The sequence below is a fragment of the Pseudonocardia hydrocarbonoxydans genome, from assembly GCF_006539565.1.
GTDB lineage: Bacteria > Actinomycetota > Actinomycetes > Mycobacteriales > Pseudonocardiaceae > Pseudonocardia > Pseudonocardia hydrocarbonoxydans.
On record NZ_BJNG01000017.1, the window covers coordinates 211,702 to 225,824 of the forward strand.

At 74.7% G+C, this 14,123-nt stretch carries 16 protein-coding genes; 3 read left to right on the forward strand and 13 right to left on the reverse strand.

What is annotated here, in order from left to right:
- Window positions 1-15: 15 nt before the first annotated feature.
- Window positions 16-1,155: an ROK family transcriptional regulator gene (locus PHY01_RS12185; protein WP_170183777.1), complete on the reverse strand. Its 1,140-nt coding sequence runs from the start codon at window positions 1,153-1,155 to the stop codon at window positions 16-18.
- 113 nt (window positions 1,156-1,268) lie between these two features.
- Here PHY01_RS12185 and PHY01_RS12190 point away from each other — a divergent pair, with 113 nt between their 5' ends.
- A complete protein-coding gene (locus PHY01_RS12190) occupies window positions 1,269-2,933 on the forward strand; it encodes a glycoside hydrolase family 13 protein (RefSeq protein WP_141278705.1) in 1,665 nt (554 codons plus the stop codon).
- Window positions 2,934-2,979: 46 nt separating this feature from the next.
- Window positions 2,980-3,306, forward strand: a complete 327-nt coding sequence (locus PHY01_RS12195) for a hypothetical protein (protein WP_218030122.1) — start codon at window positions 2,980-2,982, stop codon at window positions 3,304-3,306.
- Between the two features lie 19 nt (window positions 3,307-3,325).
- Here the strand turns inward: PHY01_RS12195 and PHY01_RS12200 are convergent, their stop codons facing one another.
- The 3 genes from PHY01_RS12200 to PHY01_RS12210 form a co-directional block, all read right to left on the reverse strand.
- Complete coding sequence (locus tag PHY01_RS12200; protein WP_141278706.1) at window positions 3,326-3,565, reverse strand: hypothetical protein; 240 nt, start codon at window positions 3,563-3,565, stop codon at window positions 3,326-3,328.
- Window positions 3,566-4,403: 838 nt separating this feature from the next.
- On the reverse strand, window positions 4,404-4,784 hold the full coding sequence (locus tag PHY01_RS12205; RefSeq protein ID WP_141278707.1) for a hypothetical protein: 381 nt from the start codon (window positions 4,782-4,784) through the stop codon (window positions 4,404-4,406).
- A 289-nt stretch (window positions 4,785-5,073) separates the two neighbouring features.
- Entirely contained in the window at window positions 5,074-5,313 is a 240-nt protein-coding gene (locus PHY01_RS12210; protein ID WP_141278708.1) for a hypothetical protein, read from the reverse strand.
- An 18-nt stretch (window positions 5,314-5,331) separates the two neighbouring features.
- Between PHY01_RS12210 and PHY01_RS12215 the strand changes: the two genes are divergently transcribed.
- Window positions 5,332-5,538: a hypothetical protein gene (locus tag PHY01_RS12215; protein ID WP_141278709.1), complete on the forward strand. Its 207-nt coding sequence runs from the start codon at window positions 5,332-5,334 to the stop codon at window positions 5,536-5,538.
- 6 nt (window positions 5,539-5,544) lie between these two features.
- Here the strand turns inward: PHY01_RS12215 and PHY01_RS12220 are convergent, their stop codons facing one another.
- The 9 genes from PHY01_RS12220 to PHY01_RS27100 form a co-directional block, all read right to left on the reverse strand.
- Window positions 5,545-6,174, reverse strand: coding sequence for a TVP38/TMEM64 family protein (locus PHY01_RS12220; RefSeq protein WP_141278710.1), 630 nt, complete (start codon window positions 6,172-6,174; stop codon window positions 5,545-5,547).
- Window positions 6,175-6,179: 5 nt separating this feature from the next.
- Window positions 6,180-6,953 (reverse strand): 5-formyltetrahydrofolate cyclo-ligase, encoded by a 774-nt coding sequence (locus PHY01_RS12225; protein ID WP_141278711.1) that lies wholly within the window; start codon window positions 6,951-6,953, stop codon window positions 6,180-6,182.
- A gap of 13 nt (window positions 6,954-6,966) precedes the next feature.
- Complete coding sequence (locus tag PHY01_RS12230; protein WP_141278712.1) at window positions 6,967-7,755, reverse strand: SDR family oxidoreductase; 789 nt, start codon at window positions 7,753-7,755, stop codon at window positions 6,967-6,969.
- A 5-nt stretch (window positions 7,756-7,760) separates the two neighbouring features.
- Window positions 7,761-8,987 (reverse strand): kynureninase, encoded by a 1,227-nt coding sequence (locus PHY01_RS12235; RefSeq protein WP_141278713.1) that lies wholly within the window; start codon window positions 8,985-8,987, stop codon window positions 7,761-7,763.
- On the reverse strand, window positions 8,984-9,844 hold the full coding sequence (locus PHY01_RS12240) for a tryptophan 2,3-dioxygenase (RefSeq protein ID WP_218030123.1): 861 nt from the start codon (window positions 9,842-9,844) through the stop codon (window positions 8,984-8,986). The genes PHY01_RS12235 and PHY01_RS12240 overlap by 4 nt, the downstream gene beginning before the upstream one ends.
- A gap of 38 nt (window positions 9,845-9,882) precedes the next feature.
- Entirely contained in the window at window positions 9,883-10,836 is a 954-nt protein-coding gene (locus PHY01_RS12245) for a GNAT family N-acetyltransferase (RefSeq protein WP_141278714.1), read from the reverse strand.
- Window positions 10,833-11,066: a GNAT family N-acetyltransferase gene (locus PHY01_RS12250; protein WP_141278715.1), complete on the reverse strand. Its 234-nt coding sequence runs from the start codon at window positions 11,064-11,066 to the stop codon at window positions 10,833-10,835. Before PHY01_RS12250 ends, PHY01_RS12245 begins: the two co-directional genes overlap by 4 nt.
- Window positions 11,063-12,169 (reverse strand): glycosyltransferase, encoded by a 1,107-nt coding sequence (locus PHY01_RS12255; protein ID WP_141278716.1) that lies wholly within the window; start codon window positions 12,167-12,169, stop codon window positions 11,063-11,065. Before PHY01_RS12255 ends, PHY01_RS12250 begins: the two co-directional genes overlap by 4 nt.
- A 186-nt stretch (window positions 12,170-12,355) precedes the next feature.
- Entirely contained in the window at window positions 12,356-13,957 is a 1,602-nt protein-coding gene (locus PHY01_RS27100) for an HNH endonuclease signature motif containing protein (protein WP_141278717.1), read from the reverse strand.
- Window positions 13,958-14,123: the final 166 nt, after the last annotated feature.

Here is a 14,123-nt window from a genome sequence, read left to right on the forward strand (position 1 = left end):
CGGACCGGCGCCCGATCAGACCGGGGCCGGGCTCAGGTCGAGCAGGCGGGGGCGCACGTCGTCGAGGGCGACGCGCACGGCGCCGAGCAGCACGCCGCGGTCGGCCAGGCTCGACGCGGCCAGCCGCACCGGCCGCGCCGTCACCCGGGCGACCTCGCGGCGCAGCGGGGCCAGCAGCACCTCACCCGCCGCGGCCACCGCACCGCCGACGACGAGCAGCTCGGGGTCGAGCAGCGTCGACAGCACGGCCAGCGCCCTGGCGATCCGCCGCGCCACCGCGTCGACGACGCCGCGCGCGGCCGGGTCGCCCGCTCCCGCGGCGGCGACGACCTGCTCGGCCCGCACCGACCGGCCGAGCTCCGCGGAGCCCCAGCGGCGGGCGAGGTTGCCGATGGCGTCCGTGCCGCCCACGCCGTCGACGAGGTCGAGGAAGCCCATCTCGCCGACGCCGCCGCGGTGCCCGCGCACCACCCGACCGCCCAGGCACACCCCGGCGCCGAGCCGCTCCCCGGCGAGCACCAGCACCACGTCGTCGACGCCGCGGGCGACGCCGCGCCAGCGCTCGGCGGCCACGGCGAGGTTGGCGTCGTTCTCCACGAGCGCCCGCGCCACGGTGGGCGCGAGCGCGGCGCGCAGGTCGAGTGCGGCGAGGCCGGGGAGATAGGCCTCGTCGGCGGCGGCCCGCCCGCCCGCGTCGACCGGGGCCGGGACCCCGAGCACCGCGCCCAGCACCCGGCCCGGCGCGGCGCCCGCGGCGTCGAGCGCCCGCGCGCAGGTGTCGCGGGTCAGGGCGAGCCGGTCGGCGGCGGCCACGTGCTCGTGGGCGAACGCGGCACCGGCCTCGCCCGTGACGGTGCCGCCCAGGTCGGCCACCGCGGCGCGCACCGAGGTGGCACCCATGTCGACGGCCAGCACGAACCCCGCCCCCGGTCGCGGCGCGTAGATCCGGGCGGGCCGGCCGGGGCCCGCGGGGTCGGGCCGCGGGGGCTCCACGAGCCAGCCGCGCCCGATGAGGTCGTCGCAGACCGCGTGCACCGTGGGGCGGGACAGGCCCGTGCGGGCCATCAGGTCGGCCCCGGTGCACCGCCCGGAGTCGAGCACGGCGTCGAGCACGGACTGCGTGTTGAGCCGCCGCACCACGTCGGTCCCCGACACCGGCGTCACACCCCCCCTGGACGACCCGTCCCCTTGACGAACCACCGCAGAGTAACGCAAGGTGGTGAATCAATGTGGCGGGAGCGCCGCGACGACCACCCGGAGGACCAGAGATGAGCACGGCGACGGCGGCCCCCACGACGGCGGAGCGCACGTGGTGGCGCGACGCCGTGGTCTACCAGCTCTACATCCGCAGCTTCGCCGACGGCAACGGGGACGGCCTCGGTGACGTCGCCGGCATCCGGTCGCGGCTGGGCTACCTGCGCGACCTCGGCGTCGACGCGCTGTGGATCAACCCGTGGTACCCGTCGCCGATGGCCGACGCCGGCTACGACGTGGCCGACTACCGGGCCGTCGAGCCCGCGTTCGGCACCGCCGAGGAGGCCGCCGCGCTGGTCGAGGAGGCCCACGGGATGGGCCTGCGGGTGATCCTGGACATCGTCCCCAACCACACCTCCGACGAGCACGAGTGGTTCCGGGCCGCGCTGGCCGCCGGGCCCGGCTCGCCCGAGCGCGAGCGCTACGTCTTCCGTCCGGGCCGCATCGACGATTCCGGGGGCGACGGCCCGCCCAACGACTGGCGCAGCGTCTTCGGCGGGTCGGCGTGGCAGCAGGTCCCGGCGTCCGATGGTGTGGCGGGCGAGTGGTACCTGCACCTGTTCGACGTCAAGCAGCCCGACCTGAACTGGGACCACCCCGGCGTGCGCGCGGAGTTCGAGTCGATCCTGCGGTTCTGGTTCGACCGCGGCGTCGACGGCTTCCGCATCGACGTCGCGCACTCGCTGGTCAAGGACGCGACGCTGCCCGACGTCGGGCCGGACCGGCAGCTGGACACCGTCGGCGACGGCGGGCACCCGTTCTGGGATCTCGACGGCGTGCACGAGGTCTACCGCGGCTGGCGGAAGGTGGCCGACTCCTACGACGACCCGAGGATCTTCGTCGCGGAGGCGTGGGTGGCCTCGCACGACCGGCTCGCCCGCTACCTGCGCCCCGACGAGCTGCACACCGCGTTCAACTTCGACTACCTCGGCGCCCCGTGGGACCCCGCCGCCCTGCGCGCGGTCATCGACTCCTCGCTGGCCACCATGGGCGGCGTCGGGGCCCCGGCCACCTGGGTGCTGTCCAACCACGACGTCGTGCGGCACGTCTCCCGCCTCGGTCGCCCGCCCGCGACGGGCCACGCGCTGACCGACCTCGCCCCCGTCGAGGAGTTCGACGTCGCGCTGGGGCGCCGCCGCGCCCGCGCCGCGGCGCTGCTGATGTTCGCGCTGCCCGGTGGCGCGTACGTCTACCAGGGCGACGAGCTCGGGCTCTGGGAGGTCGAGGACCTGCCCGAGGCGCTGCTGCAGGACCCGACCTGGGAGCGGTCCGGGCACACCGACCGCGGCCGCGACGGCTGCCGGGTCCCGATCCCGTGGTCGGGCACCGCCGAACCGTTCGGGTTCGGCCCCGACGGCACCCGGCCCTGGCTGCCGCAGCCCGCCGGGTTCGCCGAGGTCAGCGTGGCCGCCCAGGACGGCGACCCGGCGTCGATGCTGTCGCTCTACCGCGACGCGCTGGCGCTGCGCCGGTCCCACCCGGCGCTGGGCGACGGGACCCTGGAGTGGCTGCCCTCGCCCGACGGGGTGCTGGCGTTCTCCCGGGGCGAGGGCTTCCGGTGCCTGGTGAACCTCTCCGACGCACCGGTCCCGCTGCCGCCCGGCGCCCGGGTGCTGCTCGGCACCGAGGCCGTCCTGGACGTCCTGCCGGTCGACGCGGCGGTGTGGCTGGCGGACTGAGGTCCCCGGGGACCGGCCCCGGACGGGTGACCCTTACCCTCCGCCCGTGTCCCGAATGCGCCGTGGTGCGCTCGCCGCCCTGATCGTCCTGCTCACCGTCGCCGGCTGCGGCGGCGGTGGCTCGAACACCGACTGCGGCCTCGACGGCTGCACGATCAAGTTCCCGCGCACCGGGGACGCGTCGGTGTCGGTGCTCGGGATCTCGGCGCAGCTGGTGGGCGTCGACGCCGGGCAGGCGACGATCCAGGTCGCCGGGCAGACCGTCACGGTGCCGGTCGGCGGGGAGACCCAGGTCGAGGGGTTCGCCGTCGGCGTCGAGTCGGTCACCGACACCGAGGTCGTCGTGCGGGTGCGCCCCGGCTCGGGCGGCTGATGGTCGGGTACGGGCGGCCCTACGCCAGCGGGTCGTCGAGGTCGGGCTCGTAGACCCAGGTCCCGGCGTCGGACGGGGTCGTGTCCCGGCGCCGGTAGGCCCGCTCCGGGATGCGCACCGGCATGTGCCCGGTGTCCTCGGTGTAGATGGTGGTGTCGCGGTAGCGGGGGAGCAGCCGCGGGGGCAGGCCCTGCGCATCGAGGGCGACTTCCTCGGTGTGCCCGTCCCAGGGACCACCCATCAGCACCGCCGTCGCCATTGGTGCATTCTGCACTGCATGAGCGACGAGGAGTGGTACTAACGAGCGCCGCCCAGCCCAGTCCGGGCAGTGACTCAATTACACAGACGTTGTGCACATCGAGAGCGCCTCGAAGACCCTCGCGCCCGGACTGCGGATCGGTTAAGCGTATGCCGGAGGGCGTGGGAAGCCGGCGCGGCGTTGGCTAATTATTGTAGGCAGTGATGATTCCCTGTGCTCTGCCATCGGCAAACGGGCTATTCTCGTGGACAACTCTGAAAATGTACCCTTTACAGTTTACGAGTACCCTGGTGCATTGGTAAGTGACTGCATTTCCTTCGCGCTTGAAACTGCCATAGGATAGTGTCACTCTGATCTTGTCATCGAAGTTTGGGTCACTGGTCCATCGGGAAGAGATGTGACGATATCCGTATCGGGTGGTGCCGCACCGAAGGGTCCATGTTGATCTTGGGGAGACATATGTTTTGGCAATCGTCTCGGACGCAAGCGTCCCGCACTCAATCGCAGGGCTCGCAGACGCTGATGGCGCCAGAATGGCAGCAGAAGCAGCAATCATTGCCACGATTGGGAACAGGCGTAACCCTCGGAACATGTGCCCCCCACTTGGATCACCGTCGCCATCGAAGAAGGTGATCTTAACCACGTGTCGATCTTGCCGTCAAGCGAGGCTTCCTGCCGAAGGACAGCGTCGCCCACTCCCGCTAGTGCGGCCTGGGCGAGCGGGCCGCGAAGACGGTGACCGCGGTCCCCGCCTCTGCAAAATCAACCCACGGCACTACTGTGTAATGGCTCCGTGGCGCCGATCATCGAAGACGTCGCGCTTATGGCAACACTTGAATTACTTGGCGTTACTGTAGAACTTCTCTTCGAGATGTGCTCGAATCAAGCTCAGCGCGGCCTGGACTCGTATTTCTAAGCGATCATGCAGAAATGGCTGCTTGTCAATCACTACTTCAAAAACATCATTCCATGACGGGTGCCAAAATTTTGCAGTGATAGGCCAACTTCCGTCTCTTGCCGGTTCGGCGGAGGTAAATCTTAACCCTTCAGGCAGATGCCAGCTAGCCATACGTGCGGTCGTCTCGATGGAAATTCTTCGAGCGACAAGGTCGGCTGTTGCTTCCGCCATCGAACGTTCGGCCCCCAAGCGTTCAATTACCTCATACTGTGCACGATTAGCGGGTTCGCACCCTAGAGCACGGTCCCAAATCTGGTCCACCGGCAACCTTGGACTGGAGTGGATCGGTTGCTTGACCGTGGCTCGAACACGGACTGCAGCCTCGACTGCTACACCGACACGTTACCCCCTCCGGCGACGCGTCGGTGTCGGTCCTGGGAGTGTCGGCGTAGACGCCGGCAGGCCACGATTCAGGTCGCCGGGCAGACCGTCACGGTGCCGGCCGGCGGGGAGACCCAGGTCGAAGGTTTCGCGGTCGGGGTCGAGTCGGTGACAGACACCGAGGTCGTCGTGCGGGTCCGCCCCGGCGGGGGCGGCTTAGGGCCGCTCGTTAGGCGAGCGGGTCGTCGAGGTCGGGCTCGTAGAGCCAGGTGCCGGACTCCGACGGCGACGTGTCGCGGAGCCGGTAGGCCCGCTCGGGGATGCGCACCGGCATGTACCCGGTGTCCTCGGTGTAGATGGTGGTGTCCCGGAAGCGGGGGAGCAGCCGCGGCGGCAGCCCCTCGTCGTCGAGCGCCACCTCCTCGGTGTGCCCGTCCCACGGACCACCCACCAGCACCGCCGTCGCCATTGGTGCATTCTGCACGGCATGAGTGACGAGGAGTGGTACTACAGCCTCATCGACGGCCGGGTCGTGTCCGCCGACGACGGAGTGCGGGCGGCCGACCGGCTCGGTCCCTACCCGGACCGGGAGTCCGCGGCCAGGGCGCTGGAGATCGCCCGGGAGCGCACCGAGGCCAACGACCGGGCCGACCGGGAGTGGAACGGGCCCGGCGCGGATCCCGACGACGACTGATCCGGCTCAGGTGAGGCGCCGCCGTCGCGCGATCACGGCACCGCCCACCAGGAGCAGGGCCAGCCCTCCCGCGGAGAGCAGGAACGGCAGCGATCCCGGGTCGGTGCCGTACGCGCCGACGCCCACGAACGCGGTGACGGCCGGGAGCATCCCGACGGCGGTGCCGACGAGGTAGTCGCGGGTGCGCAGCCCCGACAGGCCGCACGCCATGTTGACGACGGCGAACGGCAGGACCGGCACCGTCCGGACGACCAGTACGGCGACCAGGCCGTGATGTCGCAGCAGCGAGTCGAGGCGGGCGAGCCGTTCGCCGCCGACGCCGTCGAGCGCGGCCCGCCCGAGGTGGCGGGCCAGCAGGAACCCGATCGTCGCGCCGGTGAACGCCCCGGCCATGACCACCGGGACGCCGACCGCCCAGCCGAACAGCACCCCGGCGCCGACGCTCAGCACGGTGGCGGGCACCGGCGTCAGCGACAGGCCCGCGTAGAGCGCGGCGTACAGCACCGGCCCGGCCCACCCGGCTCCGGTGACGGCAGCACGGACCTCCGCGACCGGCGGCACCCCGACCGTCAGCGCGACGGCGGCGGCCACCACGACGAGGGCGCCGAGCAGGGCGGGTCGCCACCACCGACCCATCGGGGTCACCGGAGGGCCCGCAGGCGCCCGAGCAGCGGGATCGCCGCGATCTTCTCCTCGGTCAGCTCCGACCACCGGATGCCGCCGGTGGGGCGGTCGGCACGGCGGCCCCGGCAGTCGATCACCCGGTCGGGGGTGACCACCAGGTCGACCGGGGCGTCGTGCGACGCGGTGGGGACGGTGCCGGCCGGGCGGACCTGCAGCTCGTGCACCGTGGTGACGACGAGCGTGCGCGGCCCGATCAGGCCGGCCGCGTGGGCGAGGGCGAACTCGAGATCGGCGAAGCCGCCGCCCTTGCCGAGCCGGGCCCCGTCCTCCCCGACCGCGACGCAGCCGGTGACGACGAGGTCGACCGGTTCGAGATCGGCCACCGCGACCCGGCGCGCCGACCGGGTGGCGCCCGCGATGGACGCCGCCCGGCGGGGCGGGTCGGCGAGGTGGTCGGGGTCGAGCAGGAAGAACGGGTCGGGCTCGGCCAGCCGGGGCACGGCCATGTAGACGGTGCGGCCGTCCTCCAGCGCGCGCTGCCGGACCGGGAGCTGCGCGGAGTCGGGGTTGGCCTTGAGCGTCCGCGCCGCGGCCCAGGCGTCGGTGGACCGCAGCCGCTGCGCCGCGGCCTCGGCCCCGGTGAAGTTCGAGATCCGGTTGCGGGCGCCGGGGAAGCGGGCGACCCCGCCGTCGATCAGGGCCGTCCACACCTGTTCGCGCAGGTCGGCCTTCGCGCGCAGCAGGTCCGGGTCGCCCCCGGCGTCGTGGTCGTGGCGCCGGGCCGGTCTCACGAGCCCCCGACCCTCACGATCCCGCGACCCGGCGCCGCTCGCCCTGCGCCCGCATCCGGGCCAGCACCGGCAGCCCGACCCGCGGCAGCACCGCGCCGGTGCGGGCCAGCGCCGCGCGGTAGGCGGGCAGCGAACGGACCAGGCGGTCGCCGTCGAGCATCGCCACCGCGGCGTCGGCCACCGCGTCCGGGGTGAGCAGCGCCTTCTGCGAGTGCAGGATCGCGGTGTCGCTGCTGCCCTGCTCGGCGCGGACCATGGTGGTGTCCGCGGCGTCGGGGCACAGCGCGTGCACCCGCACCGGGATCCCCTCGAGGTCGAGGTCGCCCTGCAGGCTGACGCTGAAGTTGAGCACCGCCGACTTGGTCGCCGCGTACACCGCGAGCCCGGGGACCGGCCCGTGCGCCGACATCGACGCGATGTTGAGCAGGTGCCCGCCGCGCCCGCGCAGCACCCCGATCGCCGCGCGCGAGCCGTGGATCACGCCGTTGAGGTTGGCGTCGACCATCAGCGCGATGTCGGCGGCGTCCTGCTCCCACACCTTGCCCGCGCGCAGCACGCCGGCGTTGTTCACCCACACCCCGACGGTGCCCAGCCCGGCCGCCTCGGCGGCGACGCGGTCGTGGTCGGCGGCCAGCCGCGCGTCGGCCACGATCCCGGTGGCACCCAGCTCGGCGGCCGCGGTGTCGACCGCGGACGCGTCGAGGTCGGTGATCACCACCCGGTGCCCGCGCGCCACCAGCCGCCGCGCGATCTCCCGTCCGAAACCCCGGGCCGCGCCCGTCACCACCGCCACCGTCTGCATGGCGGTCACCCTGTCATGTCCCCGGCGCGCTCACGTGCCGCCACGACCTCGCGCAGGACCGCCAGCCCGTCGTGCACCTCGGTGAAGCCCGTGGACAGCGGGGCGAGGCCGATCCGGATGCCGTCGGGCTCGCGGTGGTCGGGGATCACCCCGCGCTCCCACAGCGTGTCGACGACCTCGCGGAAGCCGGGGCGGCGGATCGTCAGGTGCCCGCCGCGGCGCTCCGGGTCGCGCGGGGACACCAGCTCGACGCCGGGCAGCCAGGCGTCGACGAGCTCGAGCGCATACGCCGTCAGCGCCCGCGACTTGGCCCGCACCGCCGCGATCCCGGCCTCCTCCAGCAGCTCCAGGCCGGCCAGCAGCGGCACGGCGGCCAGGATCGGCGGGGTGCCGCTGACGATCCCGCGCACGCCCGCGGCCGGGGTGTACCCGGGCCCCATCGTGAACGGGTCGTGGCGGCCCATCCAGCCCTGCACGGGCTGGCGCAGCCGGTCGTGCAGGCCACGGCGGACGTAGCCGAACGCGGGGGAGCCGGGGCCCCCGCACAGGTACTTGTAGGTGCAGCCCACCGCCAGGTCGACGCCCCACGCGTCCAGCTCCAGCTCGACCGACCCGACCGAGTGGCTCAGGTCCCACAGCACCAGCGCGCCCGCGTCGTGGACGAGCGCGGTGATCGCGGCGGCGTCGGCGATCCAGCCCGAGCGGTAGGCCACGTGGCTGGCGAGCACCAGCGCGGTGTCCGGACCGACGGCCGCGGCGACCTGCTCGGCGGTGATCCCGGTGGCAGGGTCGGTCTCGATCCAGCGCAGCCGCGCGCCGCGCTCGGCGGCGATGCCCTCGGCGACGTAGCGGTCGGTGGGGAAGTCGTCGGTGCCGATCACGATCTCGCGGCGGGCCGGGTCGTGGTCCACCGCGGCGCGGGCCAGCTTGTAGAGCAGCACCGTCGTGGAGTCGGCCAGCACGGTCTGGCCGGGCGCCGCGCCCAGCGCGGCGGCGGCGATCCGGTCGCCGACCTGCTCGGGCCACTGCATCCAGCCCTCCGTCCAGCCCCGGATCAGCCGCCCCGCCCACTCCCGGCGCACGAAGTCGTCGAGCCGGTCGGCGACGCCGGCGACCGGGCGGCCCAGCGAGTTGCCGTCGAGGTAGGCGACGACGCCGGGGGCGGGCAGGAACCGGTCGCGGAACGCGGCCAGCGGGTCGGCGGCGTCCAGCTCCTGCGCGCGGGCCCTCACGACCCGATCTCCGTGCGCACCGCGTACAGCTCCGGGAAGAACGTGATGTCCAGGGCCCGGCGCAGGAACCCGACCCCGCTCGACCCGCCCGTGCCCTGTTTCGTCCCGATCACCCGCTCGACGGTCTTGAGGTGCCGGAACCGCCACAGCTGCACGTTCTCCTCCAGGTCGACGAGCTCCTCGCAGGCCTCGTAGGCCTCCCAGAACCCGCTCGCGTCCTCGTAGATCCGCCGGAACACCGGCACCAGCTCCGGGCAGAACTCGTGGGCGCGGGTGACGTCGCGCTCCAGCAGCGCCGCGGGCACGTCGTGGCCGCGGCGGGCGAGCAGGCGCAGGAACTCGTCGTAGAGGCCGGGGCGGGCCAGCTGGTCGGCGAGCAGGGCGCGGGCGGCGGGGTCGTCGTCGACGAAGCGCAGCATCGCGGCGTCCTTGTGGCCCAGCGCGAACTCCACGGCCCGGTACTGGACGGACTGGAAGCCCGACGAGGTGCCGAGGAAGCTGCGGAACTCCGCGTACTCCGAGGGCGTGAGGGTGGCCAGCACCGACCACTGCTCGGTGAGCTGGCGCTGGATGTGCTTGACGCGCGCGAGCCCCTTGAGCGCGGGGCGCAGCGCGTCGGCGGCGAGGTGGTCGCAGACCGCGCGCAGCTCGTGCAGGACGAGCTTGAGCCACAGCTCCGAGGTCTGGTGCTGGACGATGAACAGCAGCTCGTCGTGGTGCTCCGGGCGGCTGACCGGGTGCTGGGCCGATAGCAGCTCGGGCAGGTGCAGGTAGGCGCCGTAGGACAGGTTCCGCGTGAAGTCGCGCACCAGCCCGTCCTCGATCGGCCGCGTCCCGGTCCCGTCGGTCTCGTCCACCCGGGCCACTCTGCCACTGCCCAGCGGGCCGGCCGGGGTCAGAAGCTCGTCCCGGCGTACGGCTCGCGATCGGCCCGGCAGGCGGCGTCGAACCGGCGCAGCAGGGCCGGGTCGTCCGCGGTGATCCGGCCCGCCCGGGCCGTCGTGTGCGCCCGCACCCCGCCGAGGGCGAGCGCCCCGAGCGCGGGCACGTCGGTGTGCACGTCGGCCGCGGCGTCGGTGGGCTCGCACACGGCGCCGTCCGGCCCGCCGCGCAGCCGGAACCGGCCGCCCGCGTACCCGTCGGGATCGTGCACCTGCAGCACCACGTCGATCTCGACGGCGTAGCGGCGGGCGGCGAGCACGGCCGGGGTGTCCAGGACGCGGGCCCACACGTCGTCGGCGACCGACGTGGTGCGGATCGCGCGGGCGTCGGTGAGCATCCAGCGCAGCGGGTCGTCGTCGGTGACGGCCCGGGTGGCGATCGTCGACACCGGGTCCATGGCCAGCAGGACGCGCCACAGGGCGGCGTGCGCCTCGTCGGTGACGGCGAAGAAGTCGGCGATCCGGCAGACCCCGGAGTCCATCCGGTAGCCGACGTACCCGTCCTCGTGCAGCAGGTGGAACCGGGCCGTGCCGCCGCGGCGCTGGTGGGGCCGGTCGAGCAGCACCAGCTCCCACCACCGGTCGCTGCGCGAGACCGCGCCCGGGCGCCCCGCGCACCAGCGCCGGTGGATGTCCGGGACCCGCTGCGCCACCTCCTCGGTGTCGGCGAAGCGCACCCCGCGCGGGTCGGGCGTGCCCGGGCGCAGGACGGCGCGCGGCCGGTCGATCTCGACCCACCGGTCGAGCGTGGCGACCCCGTAGCCGAAGCGGTCGTAGATCCCGCCTGCGCTCGCGGTGAGCAGCGCGAGCGGGGTGCCCGCTCCCGCGTAGCGCCCGTGCAGCTCGCCCATCATGGCGCGCAGGATGCCGCGGCGGCGGTGGGTGGCCGCCACCGACACCCAGGTCACGCCCTCGGCCGGGACCGGGCCCCGCCGGGCGGGGTGACGTGCAGCGCGTAGGACCCTGCGGCGCCCACGATCGCCCCCTCGGACCGGGCGAGCACGAACCGCTCCGGGTCGATGATCAGCCGCAGGTCCTCGAGGTCCTGCGGCTCGTAGTCGAGGCCGAACGCGCGCCCGTCGGCGGTCGCCAGGGCCGGGAGGTCGTCGGCGGTGGCGGGGTGCAGGGTGACCGTCACGCCAGCACCTCGTCGTAGAGGCCGCGCAGCCGCTGCGCCCAGCCGACGGCCTCGAACTCGGCGAGGTAGCGCTCCCGGGCGGCCGTGCCCAGGCGGGCGCGCCGGTCCGGGTCGGTGGCGAGGGCGGCGAGGGCGTCGGCGATCGGGCCGGGACGCAGCGGCACCAGCACCCCCGTCGCGGACGTGACGACCTCCGGCACACCGCCGACGCGGGTCGCGACCGCGGGCACCCCGGCCGCCATGGCCCGCAGCAGCGCGGTCGGCAGCGCCCCCGACGCGCTGGTGTGCAGCACCAGATCCGCCGAGCCCAGCAGGACCGCCGGGTCCTGGCCCCGGTGCACGAACCGCACGCGGTCGCGCAGGGCGTCGGAGGCCGCCACCCGCGACTCCAGCCACGGGCGCAGCGGGCCGTCGGCGGCGAGCGCGACCGTCAGCGGCGAGGTCGCGGGGAGCAGCTCGACGGCGTCGAGCAGCAGCTCGTGGCCCGCGTCGCGGCGCATCGGGGCCGTGGACAGGGCCAGCGCCTCGCCGTCGGCGACCTCCAGGACGGCCCGCACCCGGTCCCGCTCGGCCGGGTCGACCGGCGGCGGGTCGACCACGCCGTCGGGCAGCACGACGATGTCGCCCGCCGGGCCGCCGAGGCCGCGGTACCACTCGCGCTGGGTCCGGGAGATCGCCACCGTGCGCGCCATGAACCGCTGCCGCGCCAGGATCCGCGCGGTGCGCCGGAGCCGGTCGAGGCGGTCGGCCGGCTCGTTCTCGATGTGGTGCAGGGTCGACACCGCGGGCACCCGCATCCGCAGCGCCGCCGCGGCCCCCACCACGTCGGCGTGCGGCAGGTGGGTGTGGACCAGCTCCGCGCCGCGCTCACGCAGGGCCCGCGCCACGCGTCCCGCCGCCCGCGGGTCGTAGGGGGCCAGACCGAGCTCCGCGACCGGTACGCCGCGCCGCCTCAGTGCACTCACCTGCGTGGTGTCCGAGGTCGTCGACAGCGCGACGACCATCAGCTCCAGCCCGGCCCGGGGCGCCACCTCGGCCAGGTCGACGAGGCCGGTCTCCGGGCCTCCGGGGTGCAGGGTGGGGACCAGGTGCGCGACCTTCACGGGCTCTCCGACTTCTCCGACGACGCCCGGCGGGGCGATGACGGGCGCCGACCCTACCGCCCTGATCACCCGATCGTGCGACCCGTTTCCCGGCCCGGCCCCCGCCGTCACCCGGGTCCGGGCAGGCGGCGCGGTGTTCCGCGGAACGCGGCGGCCGGGCCCGCTGCCGGGCACGGCGTGCCGCGGTCAGGCCGCGCTGCCCCTCCGGTCCGGCCCCGTCCGGTCCGGCCCCGTTCCGTCCGGTTCGGTCTCGTCCGCGTCCGGGTCGTCGCCGGGGTCACCGGTGGGGCGGAGCAGGTGGGCGAGGATCGCGTGCCGGTCGAGGCGCTCGCCCGCCCACTCCGGGGTGAGGCCGGCGGGGTCGATCCGGAGCTGTGCACGGGCGTGCGTCTCGATCAGGCCCTCGACGTCACCCACCAGCGGCTCGCCGACCGGGGGGACCTGTGTGCCGTCGGGTCGCAGCGACGCCCACCCGTCGCCCGAGCGCCGGATGCCGTACCCGCGCTCGTGGACGAGCGTGTGGTGGAAGCCGCAGAGCAGGACCAGGTTGTCGACGTCGGTGGGACCCCCACGCAGCCAGTGCACCACGTGGTGGGCGTGCAGGTGCCGGTCCTGTGCGCATCCGGCGAACCGGCACCGGCCGCCGTCGCGGACGGTGAGCGCGGCGATCTGGGCGGGGGACGCCAGCCGCCGGCGCCGACCGAGGTGCAGCCGGTTGCCCCGCCGGTCGCTCAGCAGCACCCGGGCCCGGGCGTCGCAGGCCAGGCGCTCGGCGGTGGCCGGGGCGATCTCCGGTCCGCCGACGATCGCGGCGCCGCCCTCCCCGGCCTCGATGTGCACCACGACGTCCGCCCGGCCGCGCAGCACCGCACGCCGCGGCGGGCCCGGCGGGCTTTCGGGCGCCGGGTCGGCCGCCGCGGTGACCAGCGCCAGCAGGGCGTCGGCCCGGCGCGCCGCGAGACGGTCGGTCGCGACACCCGGGTACTCCGCGTCGGCGCGTTCACGCCAGGCGGGAGGAGAGGACGGGACCGGATGGCGGACGGGCGCCGGAGCCGGGCCCGCCGCCGCGTCGACCGCGGCGATCAGGGCGGCCCCGTCGGCCGGGGCGAGCCGGGCGGTGAGGACCAGGGAGCCGTCGTCGGCCCGACGCCAGGTGAGCGACCTGCGCAGGACCGGCCGGGCCGGGTCGGCCTGCATCCGCCGGGCGCCCCGGACGACGGTCTCGACGTGGCTCGCGGTTCCCGCGAGGGCCAGCTGGAGCAGGGTCCGTTCGGTGTTCGCGGCCGGCTCGGGGCCGCCGGGTGTGCCGACGGGTCCACCGGCCGGCTGGTCGACGTTCGGTGCCGCGGCCGCGTCCGCGGAGGCGTCCTCGGAGGCCCCGTCCCCGGCCGTGTCGGAGCCGGCGGTCCCGGTGGGCGTGGGGTCGTCGGGTGGGGGCACCGCGACCCGGGTGATCGCCCGCACCTTGGAGTAGGAGATGCGCCCCTCGGCGAACGCCTCGTCGATCAGCGGCAGCCGCCGCAGCGCGTGGGCCACCCGGACGTGCTCGTGCGCGGTGCGCAGGCTCATCCCGATCCGCCAGGTCAGCCAGTGGGCGCACGATCTCATCCCCGGCCCGGCCCAGCCGGCGCGGTCGTCGAACTCGGCGAGCAGGCGCAGGAAGCGGCACTGGGCGGCGGCCAGGTGCCCCGCGAGGCCGAGCAGCTCCGCCTCGAGCCGGGGCAGCGTCCTCGTCGGCGAGCCCGCGGTGGAGGGGACGGCGGGGGAGGAGAGGGTGGGGTGCGGCACGAGGACCTCCGGGCCGTGCGTTAGAACAGATGTTCGTCACACTCGCACGGAGGTCGGACGTTTCCGGCACGGAGCGTTCCGCGGAACGCTCCGCGTGATCACCGGTGGGTGACCGCCGTCACGGGATGAGACAGGATGGGCCCGATCGTCGGCACGGGACACACGG